General features: G+C 71.5%; 16 protein-coding genes and 1 pseudogene. 10 read left to right on the top strand and 7 right to left on the bottom strand.

Annotated elements, in window-relative coordinates; genetic code table 11:
* The first annotated feature begins 20 nt into the window (after positions 1-20).
* Entirely contained in the window at positions 21-224 is a 204-nt protein-coding gene (locus ACFY2B_RS34395; protein ID WP_376538162.1) for a hypothetical protein, read from the top strand.
* Between the two features lie 251 nt (positions 225-475).
* Here ACFY2B_RS34395 and ACFY2B_RS34390 read toward each other — a convergent pair whose 3' ends face one another.
* From ACFY2B_RS34390 to ACFY2B_RS34380, 3 genes are all read right to left on the bottom strand, one after another.
* The gene (locus tag ACFY2B_RS34390) at positions 476-1,552 is read right to left on the bottom strand and encodes a S1C family serine protease (protein WP_390766987.1); all 1,077 of its coding nucleotides are present in this window, start codon (positions 1,550-1,552) and stop codon (positions 476-478) included.
* Between the two features lie 75 nt (positions 1,553-1,627).
* Positions 1,628-2,329: a class I SAM-dependent methyltransferase gene (locus tag ACFY2B_RS34385; RefSeq protein WP_390766986.1), complete on the bottom strand. Its 702-nt coding sequence runs from the start codon at positions 2,327-2,329 to the stop codon at positions 1,628-1,630.
* Between the two features lie 83 nt (positions 2,330-2,412).
* On the bottom strand, positions 2,413-3,012 hold the full coding sequence (locus tag ACFY2B_RS34380) for a DUF3043 domain-containing protein (RefSeq protein WP_390766985.1): 600 nt from the start codon (positions 3,010-3,012) through the stop codon (positions 2,413-2,415).
* A gap of 342 nt (positions 3,013-3,354) precedes the next feature.
* On the opposite strand from ACFY2B_RS34380, the gene ACFY2B_RS34375 reads away from it, so the two are divergent.
* From ACFY2B_RS34375 to ACFY2B_RS34355, 5 genes are all read left to right on the top strand, one after another.
* Complete coding sequence (locus tag ACFY2B_RS34375) at positions 3,355-4,146, top strand: PspA/IM30 family protein (RefSeq protein WP_376538154.1); 792 nt, start codon at positions 3,355-3,357, stop codon at positions 4,144-4,146.
* A 40-nt stretch (positions 4,147-4,186) separates the two neighbouring features.
* A complete protein-coding gene (locus ACFY2B_RS34370; protein WP_376538184.1) occupies positions 4,187-4,465 on the top strand; it encodes a hypothetical protein in 279 nt (92 codons plus the stop codon).
* A gap of 97 nt (positions 4,466-4,562) precedes the next feature.
* Positions 4,563-5,780, top strand: a complete 1,218-nt coding sequence (locus tag ACFY2B_RS34365; RefSeq protein ID WP_390766984.1) for a sensor histidine kinase — start codon at positions 4,563-4,565, stop codon at positions 5,778-5,780.
* Complete coding sequence (locus ACFY2B_RS34360) at positions 5,777-6,460, top strand: response regulator (RefSeq protein ID WP_390766983.1); 684 nt, start codon at positions 5,777-5,779, stop codon at positions 6,458-6,460. The genes ACFY2B_RS34365 and ACFY2B_RS34360 overlap by 4 nt, the downstream gene beginning before the upstream one ends.
* A gap of 149 nt (positions 6,461-6,609) precedes the next feature.
* A complete protein-coding gene (locus ACFY2B_RS34355) occupies positions 6,610-9,711 on the top strand; it encodes an efflux RND transporter permease subunit (protein WP_390766982.1) in 3,102 nt (1,033 codons plus the stop codon).
* 123 nt (positions 9,712-9,834) lie between these two features.
* Here ACFY2B_RS34355 and nadA read toward each other — a convergent pair whose 3' ends face one another.
* Positions 9,835-11,031 carry a quinolinate synthase NadA gene (gene nadA / locus ACFY2B_RS34350; protein ID WP_390766981.1) on the bottom strand — a complete coding sequence of 399 codons (1,197 nt, stop codon included), beginning with the start codon at positions 11,029-11,031 and terminating at the stop codon, positions 9,835-9,837.
* 262 nt (positions 11,032-11,293) lie between these two features.
* On the opposite strand from nadA, the gene ACFY2B_RS34345 reads away from it, so the two are divergent.
* A complete protein-coding gene (locus tag ACFY2B_RS34345; protein WP_111002424.1) occupies positions 11,294-11,650 on the top strand; it encodes an iron-sulfur cluster assembly accessory protein in 357 nt (118 codons plus the stop codon).
* Between the two features lie 153 nt (positions 11,651-11,803).
* Here the strand turns inward: ACFY2B_RS34345 and ACFY2B_RS34340 are convergent, their stop codons facing one another.
* A complete protein-coding gene (locus tag ACFY2B_RS34340; RefSeq protein ID WP_390766980.1) occupies positions 11,804-13,441 on the bottom strand; it encodes a hypothetical protein in 1,638 nt (545 codons plus the stop codon).
* A gap of 189 nt (positions 13,442-13,630) precedes the next feature.
* Positions 13,631-13,840: a hypothetical protein gene (locus tag ACFY2B_RS34335; protein ID WP_390766979.1), complete on the bottom strand. Its 210-nt coding sequence runs from the start codon at positions 13,838-13,840 to the stop codon at positions 13,631-13,633.
* A gap of 130 nt (positions 13,841-13,970) precedes the next feature.
* Here ACFY2B_RS34335 and ACFY2B_RS34330 point away from each other — a divergent pair, with 130 nt between their 5' ends.
* The gene (locus tag ACFY2B_RS34330; RefSeq protein ID WP_390766978.1) at positions 13,971-14,945 is read left to right on the top strand and encodes a carbohydrate kinase family protein; all 975 of its coding nucleotides are present in this window, start codon (positions 13,971-13,973) and stop codon (positions 14,943-14,945) included.
* Between the two features lie 20 nt (positions 14,946-14,965).
* Here the strand turns inward: ACFY2B_RS34330 and ACFY2B_RS34325 are convergent, their stop codons facing one another.
* Positions 14,966-16,342, bottom strand: coding sequence for a cysteine desulfurase/sulfurtransferase TusA family protein (locus ACFY2B_RS34325; RefSeq protein WP_390766977.1), 1,377 nt, complete (start codon positions 16,340-16,342; stop codon positions 14,966-14,968).
* Between the two features lie 292 nt (positions 16,343-16,634).
* Here ACFY2B_RS34325 and coxB point away from each other — a divergent pair, with 292 nt between their 5' ends.
* Both coxB and ACFY2B_RS34315 read left to right on the top strand, forming a co-directional pair.
* On the top strand, positions 16,635-17,627 hold the full coding sequence (gene coxB / locus ACFY2B_RS34320) for a cytochrome c oxidase subunit II (protein WP_390766976.1): 993 nt from the start codon (positions 16,635-16,637) through the stop codon (positions 17,625-17,627).
* Positions 17,624-17,819: pseudogene (locus ACFY2B_RS34315) on the top strand (cytochrome ubiquinol oxidase subunit I); the annotation flags it as partial. The gene coxB and the pseudogene ACFY2B_RS34315, both read left to right, overlap by 4 nt.

Below are 17,819 nucleotides of genomic sequence, written 5' to 3'. Positions count from 1 at the left end.
GCTGACACCAGGAGGCGTACATGGCGGCATGGACGTGGCAGTTCGAGAAGGCCGACGGGACGGAGGTCCAGCCGGCGGTGCGGCCCGAGGAGTTCACCACCCAGGGGGACGCCGAGTCCTGGATCGGCGAGTACTGGAAGGACCTGCTCGCGGGCGGTGCCGACCAGGTGCGGCTGTTCGAGGACGCCACGGAGATCTATGGGCCTATGAGCCTGCACGCATAGGCGCTCCGCTGGGGGTGCCGGGTGGGGTGTTCTGCTCTGCGGTTGTGTTTCGGCCGCGGGTGGGCGGGGGCTGGTTGCGCAGTTCCCCGCGCCCCTTCGGGGGTGTTGGCCCTGGCCGGTGGTGGTGAGAGGGGCGTGTTTGGGGTGGTTGTGTCTCGGCTGCGGGTGGGTGGGGGCTGGGCGCGCAGTTCCCCGCGCCCCTTTCCGGGGCTGGCCGCGTAGTTTCCCGCGCCCCCTTCGGGTTGCGCGGGTTATTGCGCGCCCAGGGTGACGGTCACCGTCTGTTCGGTGCCGTCGCGGGTGTACGTGACCGTCGTCCGCCCGCCCGGACGGTCCCTCGCCAGTGCCTCGGAGAGCGAGGTGATCGTGGTGATGTCGATGTCGCCGACCCTGGTGATGACGTCCCCGGGCCGGATACCGGCCTTCTCCGCGGCGCCCCCGGGCTGCACCGCGACCACGGCGACCCCGGCGGGCCGGAAGGAGTCGTCGACCACGTCCCGCGCGGTGATGCCGAGCGCGGCCCGCCCCGAGTCGGTGACCCGGCCCTGCTTGATGATCTGGTCGGCGACCGTCTTCACCATCGACGCCGGGATGGCGAAGCCGATGCCGGGCGCCGCGCTGCCCCCGAGTTCGGGATCGGCCGCGGCGAGCGTCGGAATGCCGATGACCTCTCCGTCGAGGTTGACCAGGGCGCCCCCGCTGTTGCCCGGGTTGATCGCCGCCGACGTCTGCACCATGTTCGCGATGGTGGCCCCCGTGCCGCCGCCCGAACTGCCCTCGCTGACCGTCCGCCCGGTCGCCGACACGATGCCCTGCGTCACGCTGGACGACAGCCCGAGCGGCGAACCCATGGCGAGCACGATCTGCCCGACCTCCACCTTCTCGGAGTTCCCGAACCGGGCCCCCTTCAGCCCCTCCGGGATCCGGTCCAGCTTGACCACCGCGAGATCCTGCTCGGGGTAGGAGTACACGAGCCGCGCGGTCAGCGGTGTCTCGCTGTTCGCGGTGGTCACCCGGAAGATCTTCTCGTCGCCGACCACGTGGGCGTTGGTGACGATGTGTCCGTTGTCGTCGTACACCACCCCCGACCCCAGATCGCGGGTGCCCCGGATCTGCACCACCGACGGCAGCACGTCCTTGATCACCCGCTGGTAGGCGTTCTGAAGGTCGTTGCTGCTCAGCGGGACCGCGGCCGGCGTGGCAGGCTCCCGTTCGCCCGCCGGGGCGGACTCGGAGGTGCATCCGGTGACGAGCACGGCGGAGCACCCGAGTGCGGCGAGGAGGGCGACGGCCCGCGGGGCACGGGCACGGGTACGGGAAACGTCCATGTCCCGAGTCTCACCGCGGGGCGAAGCCCCGGGCCCGCGGAGTACCGCCGAACGGGCGCGTCCCGGCCCCGGCCGTCAGCCCCGCACACCGCACAGGTGCAGCAGCGCCGCCACCCCGCGGTACGGATCCGTCCGGCCGGCCCGCTCCTCGGCGGCCAGCAGCGCCTCCAGCCCCGCCGGGGCCTCCGCGTCGTCCGCCGCCAGGTCGGTGAAGACCCGCACGCCGTACCAGGCGTGCAGCGGGGCCCCGATCCCGGCCAGCGTCGTCGTGAGCGCCTCCAGCCGGTCGGCCCGCACCTGGAGCCCCAGCCGGTTGGTGTACGCGGTCGAGTCGAACGCGGCGAGCGCCCCCGCCCAGTCCCCGGCCAGCCCCGGCCGCATCGCGAGCGCGTCGCCGTTGCGCACCAGCAGCGACAGCAGCCCGCCGGGGGCGAGCACCCGGGCGAGACCGGCCACCAGCGGATCCGGGTCCGCCACGTACATCAGCACCCCGTGGCACAGCACCACGTCGAAACTGCCCGGCAGGAAATGCACCCCGGTGTCCTGGCCGTCCCCCTGGACGATCCGGACCCGCTCACGGATCCCCTCGGGCTCCGCCATCAGCGCCTGACGGGCCGCCGCGATCATCCGCGCGTCCTGCTCCACGCCGGTCACCTGATGGCCGACCCGGGCCAGCCGCAGCGCCTGGGTGCCCTGGCCCATCCCGACGTCGAGCACCCGCAGCCGCTGCCCGACCGGGAACCGCCCGGCCATCTGCTCGTCGAGCTGCCGCGCCACCAGCTCCTGCCGCACGACGTTGCGCAGACCGCCGAGCCCGCTCAGCCAGGTCGCGGCCGCGCCGTCGGAGAAAGAGGCTGCGCTCAGGGCCGTTCTCCACGCTTGACCTGCGGCTTCGGCAGCCGCATCCGACGCATCTGCAGGGACCGCATCAGGGCGTAGGCGACCGCGCCCCGGCGGTTCTGGTCGGGGAAGCGCTCGCCGAGCCGCTTCCTCAGCCGGAAGCCGCTGAAGGCCGCGTCGAGCACGATCAGCACGATCACGACCAGCCACAGCAGCAGCGCGATGCTCTGGAGCATGGGCACCCGCACCACGCTCAGCACCAGGATGACCACGGCCAGCGGGAGGAAGAACTCCGCGACGTTGAAGCGCGAGTCGACCCACTGCCGGGCGAACTTGCGGACCGGGCCCTTGTCCCGCGCGGGCAGATACCGCTCGTCGCCGCTGGCCAGCGCCTGACGCTGGCGCTCCAGCTGGACACGCCGCTCGTCGCGCTGCCGCTTGGCGGCCTCCTTGCGCGTCGTCGGCGTATTGGCCACGCTGCGGCGCTGAGACTGGGCCTCACTGCGCTTCGGGGTGGGGCGGCCCTTGGGGGCCTGCGGATCACGGGGCTGCTTGGAGTCGGTCACCGCCGCTGTCACTGCGGACGGGGCCTTCTCTTCCTTGGCACGGCTACGGAACACAAAAGCCAAGGGTAAAGGGTAAACAAGCCGCGTGGGGCCGGAGGTCCCCCGAAATCCCGGGCCGACGGTGGTCGGCGGGCGGGTATGGACGACGCCCCGGCAGGGAACGATCCGGCCGCATCAGTCGTCTGTAGAGGGACAGAGGGGACGTTGCAGACGGTTCATCCGGCGGTCACCCCGGGGACCACCTACTCCCTACGCCGGAGCGGGACCGTAGGCAGTCGTCCTTGGGGATGAGCGCATCGGTCCCCGAACAGTGCGGTAATGGAGGCAGGGCCCGTACTGTGGGTTCTGTCGCAGATCTGTGAGCTGGAGTCCGTCAGAAGGGGGCGCGCGAAGCCCATGAGCGGTGTCATGAAGCGTATGGGGATGATCTTCCGCGCGAAGGCGAACAAGGCCCTTGACCGGGCCGAGGACCCGCGCGAGACCCTCGATTACTCGTACCAGAAGCAACTGGAGCTGCTCCAGAAGGTCCGCCGCGGCGTCGCCGACGTGGCGACGTCCCGCAAGCGCCTGGAACTCCAGCTGAACCAGTTGCAGCAGCAGTCCTCCAAGCTGGAGGACCAGGGCCGCAAGGCGCTCGCGCTCGGCCGTGAGGACCTGGCCCGCGAGGCGCTCTCCCGCCGCGCCGCCCTCCAGCAGCAGGTGACGGACCTGGAGACGCAGCACGCCACGCTCCAGGGCGAGGAGGAGAAGCTCACCCTGGCGGCCCAGCGCCTCCAGGCCAAGGTGGACGCCTTCCGTACGAAGAAGGAGACCATCAAGGCGACGTACACCGCGGCCCAGGCCCAGACCCGGATCGGCGAGGCGTTCTCCGGCATCTCCGAGGAGATGGGCGACGTCGGCCTGGCCATCCAGCGCGCCGAGGACAAGACCGCCCAGCTCCAGGCGCGGGCCGGCGCCATCGACGAACTGCTCGCCTCCGGCGCCCTCGACGACCCCTCCGGCATGGCCAAGGACGACATCCAGGCCGAGCTGGACCGCCTCTCCGGTGGTACGGATGTGGAGCTGGAACTCCAGCGGATGAAGGCGGAACTGGCCTCCGGCTCGCCGCAGCAGGCGATCGAGGGCGGCACCGCCCAGCCGCAGTCCCAGCAGCAGCCGCAGGACACCCCGCGCTTCGACAAGCAGTAGGGACGCACGAGCCGACGGGCTGGAGGACGAGATGGCGGACATGATCGTACGGATCATGGGGGAGGGACAGGTGAGGCTGGCCGAGAGCCACCTCACCGAGCTGAACAAGCTGGACGACGAACTCCTGGCCGAGGTGGAGAACGGCGACGGCCCCGGCTTCCGCCGCACCCTCCAGGACCTCCTCGCCAAGGTGCACGAACTGGGCGAACCACTGCCCGACGACTCCCTGGATCCGTCCGACCTCATCCTGCCGTCCCCCGACGCGACCCTGGAGGAGGTACGGGAGCTGCTGCGCAACGACGGCCTGATCCCGGGATGACACCGGCCAGGTGCCGCCCCGTCCACCGCGGCCCCGTACCGTCGCGCACCAGCGGCCCCGGTCCGTCAGGCACCCGCGGCCCCGTACCGTTCCCGACGTGAGCACTCTCCAGCGCGCCCGCCACCGGCTCACCGCGCACCCCTTCGCGCTGGACACGGCCATCGCGGTGGGCGCGCTGGTGTGCATGGTGGCCGGGTCCTTCGCCGGCCCCGCGAAGCACGGCGTCACCTGGGCCGTGCGCACCCCGGACGTGCTCAGCCTGGTCCTGATGACCGTCGGTGCCGCGGCCCTCGTCTTCCGCCGCAGCGCCCCGCGGACCGTCCTCGGCGTCACCGGCGCCATGGCGCTCGTCGAGAGCGTCACCGGCGACCCGCGCACCCCCGTCGCGATGACCGCCGTCATCGCCCTCTACACGGTCGCCGCGACCACCGACCGCGCCACCACCTGGCGGGTCGGCCTGCTCACCATGACCGTGCTGACCGGCGCCGCCATGCTCGCCGGACCGCTGCCCTGGTACGCCCAGGACAACCTGGCCATCATCGCCTGGACCGGCATCGGCGCCACCGCGGGCGACGCCGTCCGCAGCCGCCGCGCGGTCGTCCGGGCCATCCGGGAACGCGCCGAACGGGCCGAACGCACCCGCGAGGAGGAGGCCAGGCGCCGCGTCGCCGAGGAACGCCTGCGCATCGCCCGCGATCTGCACGACGTCGTCGCCCACCACATCGCCCTGGTCAACGTCCAGGCCGGAGTCGCAGCCCATGTCATGGACAAGCGCCCCGACCAGGCGAAGGAGGCCCTCGGCCACGTACGGGAGGCCAGCCGGTCCGCGCTCAACGAACTGCGTGCCACCGTCGGCCTGCTGCGCCAGTCCGGCGACCCCGAGGCCCCCACCGAACCCGCCCCCGGCCTCAGCCGCCTCGACGAACTCGCCGACACCTTCCGCAACGCCGGCCTCCAGGTGGAGGTCGCCCACGCCGGCCAGGGCGAGGCCCTGCCCGCGACCGTCGACCTGGCCGCCTACCGGATCATCCAGGAGGCCCTGACCAACGTGCAGAAGCACGCGGGCCCCGCCGCCAAGGCCGAGGTCAGCGTGGTCCGCGTGGGACCGCTCGTCGAGGTCACCGTCCTCGACGACGGCACGGCACCGGACGGCGCCCCCGCCGCCGGCGGCGGACACGGGCTGATCGGCATGCGGGAGCGGGCCACCGCCCTCGGCGGCAGCCTCACCACCGGTCCCCGGTACGGAGGCGGCTTCCGCGTCCATGCGATCCTGCCCCTCACCAACCGCACCGCCGCCACGGGGGAGCCCGCATGACGATCCGTGTCCTGCTCGCCGACGACCAGGCACTGCTGCGCAGCGCCTTCCGCGTGCTCGTCGACTCCGAGGCGGACATGGAGGTGGTGGGGGAGGCGTCCGACGGCGCGGAAGCGGTGCGGCTGACCAGACAGCAGCGGGCGGACGTCGTCCTCATGGACATCCGGATGCCCGGCACCGACGGCCTCCAGGCCACCCGGCTGATCAGCGCCGACCCCGCCCTCGCGCACGTCCGCGTGGTCATCCTGACCACCTTCGAGGTCGACGACTACGTGGTGCAGGCGCTGCGCGCGGGCGCCTCCGGCTTCCTCGGCAAGGGCTCCGAACCCGACGAACTCCTCAGCGCCATACGGATCGCGGCCCACGGCGACGCCCTGCTCTCCCCGGTGGCCACCAAGGGCCTCATCACCCGCTTCCTCGCCCAGGGCGACGCCGCCGACGACGGCCGCGACCCCGCACGCTCCGACCGGCTGGACGCGCTGACCGGACGGGAGCGCGAGGTACTGGTGCAGGTCGCCGGCGGCCACTCCAACGACGAGATCGCCGAGCGCCTGGAGGTCAGCCCGCTGACGGTGAAGACCCACGTCAACCGGGCCATGGCCAAGCTGGGCGCACGGGACCGCGCCCAGCTGGTGGTCATCGCCTACGAGTCAGGGCTGGTACGTCCGAGGATGGACTGACCTCCACCCGGGCGTACTCCGGGCGGAGTAGGACCGGGGTAAGGAAATGGACCTCCGGCTGACGGATCGGCTCTCGCGGATGGCCCAGAGTGGTGTGATGTGGGCGGTCACCCGCCCTTCTGCCGCTCACAGAAGAGAGACCCTGACCCATGTCCTGGCTGTCACGCTTCAGCCTCGCGCAACGGGCCCTGATAGGGCTGATGTCCATCATCGCCCTCGTCTTCGGGGCGATCGCGATACCCCAGATCAAACAGCAGCTGCTGCCCAACATCGACCTGCCGCTGGTGTCGGTCATCGTGCCCTACCAGGGCGCGTCCCCCGACGTCGTCGAGAAGCAGGTCGTCGAACCCCTGGAAAACAACCTCGAAGCCGTCAACAACATCTCCGGCGTCACCTCCACGGCCAGCGAGGGCAACGCCGTGATCATGGCGTCGTTCGACTACGGCAACGACACCAAGCAGCTGGTCAACGACGTTCAGCAGGCCGTCAACCGCGCCCAGCTCCCGGCCGGCGTCGAACCGCAGGTGGTCTCCGGGTCGACGGACGACATCCCGACCGTGGTCCTCGCCGTCACCTCGGACAAGGACCAGCAGACCCTCGCCGACCAGCTCGACAAGACGGTCGTACCGGATCTGAAGGACATCAGCGGTGTCGGCCGCGTCCAGGTCGACGGCGTGCGGGACCTCCAGGTCGCGGTGACCCCCGACGACAAGAAGCTGGCCGCGGCGGGCCTCAACGCCGCCGCCATCGGCCAGGCGCTCCAGGCGGGCGGCGCCGGCGTCCCGGCCGGCTCCTTCGACGAGGACGGCGCCAACCGCACCGTCCAGGTCGGCGCCGGCTTCACCTCGCTCGCGGCGATCCAGGACCTGATGGTCACCGGCCAGCAGCCCGGCGGCAAGCCGGTGCGCCTCGGCGACGTCGCCACGGTCAAGGAGCAGCCGGCCCCCGCCGACTCCATCACCCGCACCGACGGCCGGCCGAGCCTGGCCGTCAGCGTCACCATGAACCACGACGGCAGCGCGGTCTCCATCTCCAACGCGGTCAAGGACAAGCTCCCCGACCTGCGCAAGCAACTCGGCTCCGGCTCGCAGATCACCGTCGTCAGCGACCAGGGCCCGGCGGTGTCGAAGTCCATCAACGGCCTGACCGTCGAGGGCGCCCTGGGTCTGCTCTTCGCCGTCCTGGTCATCCTGGTCTTCCTGGCGTCGCTGCGGTCGACGCTGGTGACGGCGGTCAGCATCCCGCTCTCCGTCGTCCTCGCCCTGATCGTGCTGTGGACGCGCGGGCTGTCCCTGAACATGCTCTCGCTGGGCGCGCTGACCATCGCCATCGGCCGGGTCGTCGACGACTCGATCGTCGTCCTGGAGAACATCAAGCGGCACCTCAGCTACGGCGAGGAACGCCAGTCCGCGATCCTCGGCGCGGTCCGCGAGGTGGCCGGCGCGGTCACCGCCTCGACCCTCACCACGGTCGCCGTCTTCCTGCCGATCGGTCTGGTCGGCGGCATGGTGGGCGCGCTGTTCGGCTCGTTCAGCCTCACTGTGACCGCCGCGCTGCTGGCGTCCCTGCTGGTGTCGCTGACGGTCGTGCCGGTCCTGTCGTACTGGTTCCTGCGCGCCCCGAAGGGCACCCCCGAGGACACCGAGCAGGCCCGCCGCAAGGCGGAGGAGAAGGAGGCCAACAGCCGCCTCCAGCGCGTCTACGTCCCGGTGCTGCGGTTCGCCACGCGCCGCCGCTTCACCAGCGTCGTGATCGCCGTGGTGGTGCTGCTCGCCACCTTCGGCATGGCCCCGCTGCTGAAGACGAACTTCTTCGACCAGGGCGAGCAGCAGGTGCTCAGCGTCAAGCAGGAGCTGAAGCCCGGTACCAGCCTCGCGGCCACCGACGAGCAGGCCAAACGGGTGGAGAAGCTGCTCGGCGACACCAAGGGCGTCAAGGACTACCAGGTCACGATCGGTTCGTCCGGCTTCATGGCGGCCTTCGGCGGCGGTACGGACACCAACCAGGCGTCGTACCAGGTGATGCTGGAGGACTCGGCGTCCTCCGACGACGTGCAGACGCACATCGAGGACGGCCTGGCCCAGCTGAAGGGCATCGGCTCCACCACGGTGTCCGCCGGTGACGGCTTCGGCAGCCAGGACCTCAGCGTGGTCGTGAAGGCGGCCGACCAGAACGTGCTGAGCACGGCGGCGGAGCAGGTGCGCAAGACCGTGGCCGGACTGAGCGACGTCACGGACGTGACCAGCGACCTGACGCAGAGCGTGCCGCGGGTCTCGGTCACGGCGAACGCGAAGGCCGCCGCCGCGGGCTTCAACGACCAGACGCTGGGCGCCGCGGTGTCCCAGGCGGTCGGCGGCACCAAGACGGCCGCGAAGGCGACCCTGGACGACACCGAGCGTGACATCGTGGTCAAGTCGGCGAAGCCGGCCGAGACGCTGGCGCAGCTGCGGGCGCTGAAACTGGGCCCGGTGAAGCTGGGCGACATCGCGACGGTGAAGCTGGTGGACGGCCCGGTCTCGATCACCCGGATCGACGGCCAGCGCGCCGCGACCATCACCGCGCGGCCGACGGGTGACAACACCGGCGCGGTGAGCACCAAGCTCCAGTCCAAGATCGACGCGCTGAAGCTCCCGGAGGGCGCCACGGCGAAGATCGGCGGCGTCACCTCGGACCAGAACAGCGCGTTCAAGAACCTGGCCCTGGCGATGATCGCGGCGATCGCGATCGTCTTCCTGCTGCTGGTGGGTACGTTCCGTTCGCTGGTCCAGCCGCTGATCTTGCTGGTGTCCGTGCCGTTCGCGGCGACCGGCGCGCTCGGCCTGCTCGTCCTGACCGGTACGCCGATGGGCGTCCCCGCGATGATCGGCATGCTGATGCTGATCGGCATCGTGGTGACGAACGCGATCGTGCTGATCGACCTGATCAACCAGTACCGGCGCCAGGGCTACGGCGTTGTCGAAGCCGTGGTGGAGGGCGGCCGGCACCGGCTCCGCCCGATCCTGATGACGGCACTGGCCACCATCTTCGCCCTGCTGCCGATGGCACTCGGCGTCACCGGCGAGGGCGGCTTCATCGCCCAGCCGCTCGCGGTGGTGGTGATCGGCGGGCTGATCACGTCGACCCTGCTGACGCTGCTGCTGGTCCCGACGCTGTACGCGATGCTCGAACTCCGCAAGGAGCGACGGGCGAAGAAGCGCGCGGCGAAGCGGGCCGCGGGCGAGCCGGAGGTACGGGAACCCGTGGGGGTCTGAGACCGGGATCCGGGTGCGGGGCCTGCCGCCGGGCGGCAGGCCCCGCACCCGTCTCTGCTGTTACGGTCCGGATCCGTGGACGGCGGGCGCCCTCCCCCCAGCGCGCCCGAACCCCGCCTCCGCCTACGGCAACGCGAGCATCCGCTCCAGCGCCAGCTTCGCGTACGCCTCCGTCTCCATGTCGACCACGATGCGGTTGACGAGGTTCCCCTCGGCCAGCGACTCCAGCGCCCAGACCAGGTGCGGCAGGTCGATGCGGTTCATCGTCGAGCAGAAGCAGACCGTGCGGTCGAGGAAGACGATCTCCTTGCCCTCGGGGGCGAAACGGTTCGCCAGCCGCCGTACCAGGTTCAGCTCCGTGCCGACCGCCCACTTGGACCCGGCGGGCGCGGCCTCGAGGGCCTTGATGATGTACTCGGTCGAACCGACGTGGTCCGCCGCGGCCACGACCTCGTGCCGGCACTCCGGGTGGACCAGCACGTTGACGCCGGGGATCCGTTCCCGCACCTCGTTCACCGACTCCAGGCTGAACCGCCCGTGCACCGAGCAGTGCCCCCGCCACAGGATCATCCGGGCGTCGCGCAACTCGTCCGCCGTCAGCCCGCCGTTCGGCTTGTGCGGGTTGTAGACGACGCAGTCCGCCAGGGACATGCCCAGGTCGCGCACCGCGGTGTTGCGGCCCAGGTGCTGGTCGGGCAGGAAGAGCACCTTCGTCTTCGAGGGCTCCCCCTGCTGGAAGGCCCACTCCAGGGCCCGCTGCGCGTTCGACGACGTGCAGATGGTGCCGCCGTGCCGGCCCGTGAAGGCTTTGATGTCGGCGGAGGAGTTCATGTACGAGACGGGCACGACCTGCTCGGCGATCCCGGCCTCGGTGAGCACGTCCCAGCACTCCGCCACCTGTTCGGCGGTGGCCATGTCGGCCATCGAGCAGCCCGCGGCGAGGTCGGGCAGGACGACCTTCTGGGCGTCACTGGTCAGGATGTCCGCGGATTCCGCCATGAAGTGCACACCGCAGAACACGATGTACTCGGCCTCCGGGCGGGCCGCCGCGTCCCGGGCCAGCTTGAAGGAGTCACCCGTGACGTCGGCGAACTGGATGACCTCGTCACGCTGGTAGTGATGGCCGAGCACGAAGACCTTGTCCCCGAGCTTCTCCTTGGCCGCCCGCGCGCGCTCGATTAGATCGGGGTCGGACGGCGAGGGCAACTCGCCGGGACACTCGACACCGCGCTCGCTCGTCGGGTCGGCCTGCCGGCCGAGGAGCAGCAGGGCGAGCGGGCTCGGCTGTATGTCGAGCTCGGAGGGATGGGCGGTGGTCACGGCACACACCCTTTCTAGTTTTCGTCGAACTGACGCTATCTATCATAACTGGTTCACGTCACTTTGACGATCGCCATTATGTCCATGTGACATGAATCCCGGTCGGGTCGCTCGACGGCCACTGTCCGCGTCCGCGGGCGTGTGCGAGCATGAACTCAGAGGAAAAATGCGACAACGAGAACGCCCGGCCCGGAATGAATCCGCGGACCCGCCGGTTGCACTCGTCGGCAAGCAGTCTCCGTACAACCCGGGAGAGATGTAGATGTCCGTATCGGACGAGACCACCACCGTCACCGACGGCATCGTCCTGACCGACGCCGCCGCGTCCAAGGTCAAGGCCCTGCTCGACCAGGAAGGCCGTGACGACCTCGCGCTGCGCGTGGCCGTCCAGCCCGGCGGCTGCTCCGGCCTGCGCTACCAGCTCTTCTTCGACGAGCGTTCCCTCGACGGGGACGTGGAGAAGGACTTCGGCGGGGTCAAGGTCGTCACCGACCGCATGAGCGCCCCCTACCTCGGCGGCGCCACGATCGACTTCGTGGACACGATCGAGAAGCAGGGCTTCACGATCGACAACCCGAACGCGACCGGCTCCTGCGCCTGCGGCGACTCCTTCAGCTGAGCCGCGCACCGCACCTCACGAGGCGGCGACCCTCCCCGCGGAGGGCCGCCGCCTTCGCGGTCCGGTGACCGGTTGGTCCAGGTGGCCCATCGGCCCGGGTGAGCCGGTCGGTCCGGGTGACCGGCTCACCCCGCGCGGACTTCGCCCACCCGCTCAGCGGGCCTGAGGCAGGCCCGTTCCCTGCTTGCCCTCGGGGATGGGCTTGCCGTCGGTGCCGACCACCGTCCGGTCGCCCAGCGGCTCGTCCAGCGGGATCGTCCGCTGGTAGCCCTTCAGGAGCAGGATGCAGACCGTGCCCGGGTCGTACCGCTCCGTCACCGTGACCTTCACCCGGTCCGCGCTCTCGTCGGCGGAGGCCGTGTAGTCGGAGCACACGCTGCCGGAGAAGCGCACGGTCAGCTCCGAGTCGGTGGCCGTGTAGCCGGCCACCGCGGTGTCCCGTGACTTCGGCTTGTCCGGCGCCGCGGGCCGCGTCGCCGACGGGCTCGGCCCGCTCAGGTACTGGGGGTCCACCGCCGGGTACGCCACCGTGTAGGTATCCCGCGCACCCGGCCCCCGTACCTCGAACAGCCACGACGGCACCAGCGTCGGCCGCCCCGCGACGGAGTGCGCGGCCAGTCCGAAGACCGCCTTGCGCACGGTCGCCGTGTCCGGCCGCGACGCCGCCGTCGACGCCCCGGCCCCGCACGGCTGCTCCAGCCGGTCCCGCAGCGGTACGGGACTGGCGCAGCCGCCGATGCCCATACGGTGATCGCCCGGGGGTGCCGTGTTCATCAGGTCCAGCGTCCGCCGCGCGCTCAGCACCGGGTAGGTGTCCCCCTTCTCCGGCTTCTCCGGCTTCTCCGGCGCCGTCAAGAGCCCGCTGCCCGCGACCACTTCGCCCTGTCCGCTCACGGTCAGCCCGGTCGTCCAGCCGTGCGTGGGCAGGCCGGCCACCACCGGATCGGCGTTCACCACCCGCTGGGCGCCCATGACCTGGCTCGTGTCGAGCTTCGCGTCGTCCTGGCCGAGCGCCTTCAGGACCGGTGCCGCGGCCTTCTCGGCGGCCGGTCCGCTGACCGGGTCGGCGGGTCCCGCGGGGTCCTGCGAACAGACGGTGCCGCCCTTGCAGTCGTCGGTGCCGGGCGCGTACCGCTGGAAGGTCCAGTCGCCCGGCGCCTTCGCGGCCACGCTCAGGCTCGGTCCGAAGAGGTCCTTGCCGCTCCCGACCCGCCAGCCCGTTCCCTCGGCCACCGGCGTCCCGGCCACCCCGAGCGCCTTCGCCAGCCGGGCCACCTCGTCCGCGCCGACCTCGCCCGCGGGCCGGTACACGGGAGCCGAGCCGGGCCCGCCGGGCAGGTCGCCGCCGGCCTCGTACCGCACGCCGTACGGAGCGGGCTCGCCGGGCGCGATGCCGTTCGTACCGCCCGATGCCGCCGACGGGCCGGGATACCCGTCCAGCGCGAGCGGGGGCGGGGGAGTGCGGCCGGGGCCGGCCGCCGCCGGGCCGGAACCGCCGTTCGCGGTGGCGGCGAGACAGGCCCCGCCGCCTCCGGCCAGCACCACGGCCGCGGCCACGGAGGCGAGGACCACGGGAGACCGCCGCCACCCGCCGCGTGCCCCCTGCCCGGTCGCCTTCCCGGTCTCCTTCTCCTTTGGGGCCCGGGTCCCGGAGGTGGCCTCCCCGGCGCCGGTCCCGCTGCCGGGGCCCGTCGCCCGGCCGGGGGAGTCGGTGTCCCCGGTGGTACCCGCGGCGGCGTCCTCGTCGTCCCGGTCGGGGATGTCCGGCTTGCCAGGTCGCTCGCTGTTCACCGCATCGCTCCCTTGGTGGGGTCGTATCCCGCATCGCCCTTTCTCGGGGACGCCGATGGGACGCGGAGCGGGAGCGTGCGGTTCCCGCGGGCGGCGCGGACGCGGTGGTCTGCCCGGCCGGGCTTGTTCGGGCTCACCCGGCAGCGGTCCCCGCGGGCGCACGGTCGCGGCCGGGCGGCGGCGGGCTGCTCAGTCGCCGTAGTCCGACATCGCGTCCAGCAGCCGGGCGGAGCGCGCCGGGACGGTCACCCCGTGGATGAGCGACGGCGGCACCGGACGGGGGTCGGCCTGCCGGGGCGCCGCCCAGCGCGCGGCCATCCGCGCGCCGTCGCCGCGCAGCGAAGCCAGGTCGCCGTCGGGGTCGGCCGGGGCGGTGGAGCAGATCTTGAAGTTCACCATAAAGGCACCGTAGGCACGCCAGAACGCGCGAAGAAAGGTCTACTTTCGGGTAGTTTACCCGCCTTCAGCGCGCCTCTCGAACCGGGTAGCGTGAACTGTCAAACCGCCTCCCTCCAGGAGAGTTCTCGCCGTGCGCATCGCAGTCACCGGCTCCATCGCCACCGACCACCTCATGACGTTCCCCGGTCGTTTCACCGACCAGCTCGTCGCGGATCAGCTGCACACCGTCTCGCTCTCGTTCCTGGTCGACAACCTCGACGTCCGCCGGGGCGGCGTCGGCGCGAACATCGCCTTCGGCATGGGCCAGCTGGGCACCGAGCCGATCCTGGTCGGCGCCGCCGGCTTCGACTTCGACGAGTACCGCGCCTGGCTGGAGCGGCACGGCGTCGACACCGACTCGGTCCGCATCTCCGAGACCCTGCACACCGCCCGCTTCGTGTGCACCACCGACGCCGACCACAACCAGATCGGCTCGTTCTACACGGGCGCGATGAGCGAGGCGCGCCTGATCGAGCTGAAGACCGTCGCGGACCGCGTCGACGGCCTCGACCTGGTACTGATCGGCGCCGACGACCCGGAGGGCATGCTCCGGCACACCGAGGAGTGCCGCTCGCGCCGGATCCCCTTCGCCGCCGACTTCTCCCAGCAGATCGCCCGCATGGACGGCGACGAGATCCGGATACTGCTGGACGGCGCGACGTACCTCTTCTCGAACGAGTACGAGAAGGGCCTCATCGAGTCCAAGACCGGCTGGAGCGACGCCGAGATCCTCGCCAAGGTCGGCACCCGCGTCACCACGCTCGGCTCGCGCGGCGTGCGGATCGAGCAGGACGGCGCGGACCCGATCGAGGTCGGCTGCCCCGAGGAGGAGCGCAAGGCCGACCCCACGGGCGTCGGCGACGCCTTCCGTGCGGGGTTCCTGTCGGGCCTGGCCTGGGGCGTCTCGCTGGAGCGCGCCGCGCAGGTCGGCTGCACGCTGGCGACCCTCGTCATCGAGACCGTGGGCACGCAGGAGTACCAGCTGCGGCGCGGGCACTTCATGGACCGGTTCACCAAGGCGTACGGCGACGAGGCGGCGGCCGAGGTGCGCAAGCACCTCGGCTGAGCGGGCGGCGCGGGGGAAGGTCAGGTCAGCCGGCGGACCAGATAGGCGGTGCCGCCGTCCGCCGGCTCCTCACCGACGTACTCCTGCGCGCGCATGGCGCACCACGCCGGGATGTCCAGCCGGGCCGCCTCGTCGTCGGACAGGACCCGGACCAGGCCGCCGGCCGGTACGTCGCCGATGACCTTGGCCAACTCGATGACGGGGATCGGGCAGCGCTTGCCGAGAGCGTCGACGACCAGCACGTCCCGCCGCACGGTCGTCGCCGGAGCCGGCGCCCCGAGCTTCTCCCGCACGCCCGCCACGGCTCCCGGCAGCACGTCGAGGAACCGCTCGACCTCCGCCGCGGCCGTCCCCATGGGCAGTGACACCCGCACGTTCCCCTCGCTCAGCACGCCCATCGCCGTGAGCACATGGCTCGGCGTCAGCGTGCTGCTGGTGCACGACGAGCCGGACGAGACGGAGAAACCCTCCGCGTCCAGCGCGTGGAGCAGCGCCTCACCGTCGACATAGAGACAGGAGAACGTGACGATCCCGGGCACCCGGCGGTCCGGATCGCCGACCACCTCCGCGTCCGGCACCGCCGCCGGCACCCGGGTCCGGATCCGCTCCGTCAGGGCGCGCAGCCGTACCGCCTCCTGGGCGGCCTCGGCCCGCACCGCCCGCAGCGAGGCCGCCGCGGCCACGATCGCCGGGATGTCCTCGAAACCCGCCGCCCGCCCCGACTCCCGTTCGTCCAGGGGGCCCTGGGCCGCGAACCGCACCCCCTTGCGCACCACGAGCAGGCCCACCCCGGGCGGCCCGCCCCACTTGTGGGCGCTCCCCGTCAGCAGTGACCAGTCGCCCTCGACCGGCCCCCAGGCCAGCGACTGGGCCGCGTCCACCAGCAGCGGCACCCCGGCCGCCCGGCAGCCCTCGGCCACCGCCGCCACCGGCTGCTCGGTGCCCACCTCGTGGTTGGCCGACTGGAGACAGGCCAGCGCGGTGTCCGGCCGCACCGCCGCCGCGTACGCCGAAGCGTCCACCGTCCCCGCCCGGCTGACGGCCACTCGGGTGACCGTCCCGCCGTCCCGCTCATGGACCTCGGCCGAGTGCAGCACCGAGGAGTGTTCGACGGCTGACACGATCAGGTGACGCCCGGCCCGCCGCCGCCCGGCCAGCGCCCCCGCGATCCCGGTGTGCACGGCCCGGGTCCCGGACGAGGTGAACACCAGCTCGTCCGGCCGGCACCCCACCGCCTCCGCCGCGGTCTCCCGCGCCGCGTCGAGCAACAGCCGGGCCCGCCGCCCCTCCCGGTACAGCCGCGCCGGATCGGCCCACCCCTCGTCGAGCGCGGCCAGCAGGGCCTGCCGCGCGACGGGATGCAGCGGAGCGGCGGAAGCGGCATCGAAATAAGCCATACGGCAACGCTAGACGCCCCGAAGCGGCTTGGGGAACCGCGTGATCAACCACGCCGTACCCGCACCCGCCGGAAACCCGAAACCCACCGGGTCATCGGGCGCCCCACCGGGGCCCTCACCCCTTTCAGCACGACCCGCGGCGCGTACGGCACCCTCCCCGCAACGCCCCGGAGGGGGTGGGCTAGGGTTTGGTCCGCATAAACATCCAAACCCCTGCCCGTCGCAGGGCGGCGACCGACCAGCGAGAAGGCCGCAGCCGACCGCGCGGGCGAGACTCTCGGGAAGGCGCTACGTGAGTCCCAACGGCTCCGACCTCCCCCACCGCCTGAAGGGCGTGGGCGGGACCCCCAAGTCGCGGCGCCCGATGCGGCGGAAGCTGCTGATGGCAATGACCGCGGGCCTGGTCCTGGCGACCGCCACCGGTTGCACATACAAGGACTTCCCCCGCCTTGGTATGCCCACCCCGGCCACCGAAGAGGCTCCGCGGATCCTCTCCCTGTGGCAGGGCTCCTGGGCCGCCGCGCTCGCCGTCGGCGTGCTGGTGTGGGGCCTGATCCTGTGGAGTGCCATCTTCCACCGGCGCAGCCGGACCAAGGTCGAGGTTCCTCCGCAGACCCGGTACAACATGCCGATCGAGGCGCTGTACACGGTGGTCCCGATCATCATCATCTCGGTGTTGTTCTACTTCACGGCACGGGACGAGACGAAGCTGCTGAGCCTCTCCAAGAAGCCGGACGTCACGATCAACGTGGTCGGCTTCCAGTGGAGCTGGGGCTTCAACTACGTCGAGAACGTCCCAGGTGTGACCGGCGACGCGAAGACCGACAAGAACCTGGACGCCATTCCGGCGCGGTTCAAGGACGTGTTCCCCGCGAACGCCGGCGGTGTCTACGACGTCGGTACGCCGGCCACCAGGAACCCGCAGACCGGCAACCCGGGCCCGACACTCTGGCTCCCGAAGGGTGAGACGGTCCGCTTCGTCCTCACCTCGCGAGACGTCATCCACTCCTTCTGGGTGGTGCCGTTCCTGATGAAGATGGACGTCATCCCGGGCCACGCCAACGCCTTCCAGGTGACCCCCAATGAGGAGGGCACCTTCCTCGGCAAGTGCGCCGAGCTCTGCGGCGTCGACCACTCCCGGATGCTGTTCAACGTGAAGGTCGTCTCCCCCGAGCGCTACGAGCAACACCTCAAGGACCTCGCCAAGAAGGGGCAGACCGGTTACATTCCCGCCGGCATCGCGCAGACGAGCCACGAGAAGAACCGGGAGACGACAAACCTGTGAGCATCCTCAACGAACCCCAGGGTGCCGCGGCAGCTGAAGACTCGTACGAGAGCGAGCTGCCGGTCAGGCGCAAGCAGCCCGGCAATGTCGTGGTGAAGTGGCTGACGACCACCGACCACAAGACGATCGGCACGCTGTATCTCACGACGTCGTTCGTGTTCTTCCTGATCGGCGGCGTGATGGCGCTGCTCA

The organism is Streptomyces sp. NPDC001270 (genome assembly GCF_042896695.1).
Classification (GTDB): domain Bacteria; phylum Actinomycetota; class Actinomycetes; order Streptomycetales; family Streptomycetaceae; genus Streptomyces.
This window is presented reverse-complemented; position numbering and strand designations above follow the sequence as displayed.

What these genes read in the sequence shown, in the direction of transcription:
- ACFY2B_RS34375 (WP_376538154.1), top strand. Translation starts at nt 3,355, where the DNA reads ATGAGCGGTGTCATGAAGCGTATGGGGATGATCTTCCGCGCGAAGGCG.
- ACFY2B_RS34390 (WP_390766987.1), bottom strand. Translation starts at nt 1,552, where the DNA reads ATGGACGTTTCCCGTACCCGTGCCCGTGCCCCGCGGGCCGTCGCCCTC.
- ACFY2B_RS34325 (WP_390766977.1), bottom strand. Translation starts at nt 16,342, where the DNA reads ATGGCTTATTTCGATGCCGCTTCCGCCGCTCCGCTGCATCCCGTCGCG.
- ACFY2B_RS34345 (WP_111002424.1), top strand. Translation starts at nt 11,294, where the DNA reads ATGTCCGTATCGGACGAGACCACCACCGTCACCGACGGCATCGTCCTG.
- ACFY2B_RS34335 (WP_390766979.1), bottom strand. Translation starts at nt 13,840, where the DNA reads ATGGTGAACTTCAAGATCTGCTCCACCGCCCCGGCCGACCCCGACGGC.
- ACFY2B_RS34370 (WP_376538184.1), top strand. Translation starts at nt 4,187, where the DNA reads ATGATCGTACGGATCATGGGGGAGGGACAGGTGAGGCTGGCCGAGAGC.
- ACFY2B_RS34395 (WP_376538162.1), top strand. Translation starts at nt 21, where the DNA reads ATGGCGGCATGGACGTGGCAGTTCGAGAAGGCCGACGGGACGGAGGTC.
- ACFY2B_RS34360 (WP_390766983.1), top strand. Translation starts at nt 5,777, where the DNA reads ATGACGATCCGTGTCCTGCTCGCCGACGACCAGGCACTGCTGCGCAGC.
- ACFY2B_RS34355 (WP_390766982.1), top strand. Translation starts at nt 6,610, where the DNA reads ATGTCCTGGCTGTCACGCTTCAGCCTCGCGCAACGGGCCCTGATAGGG.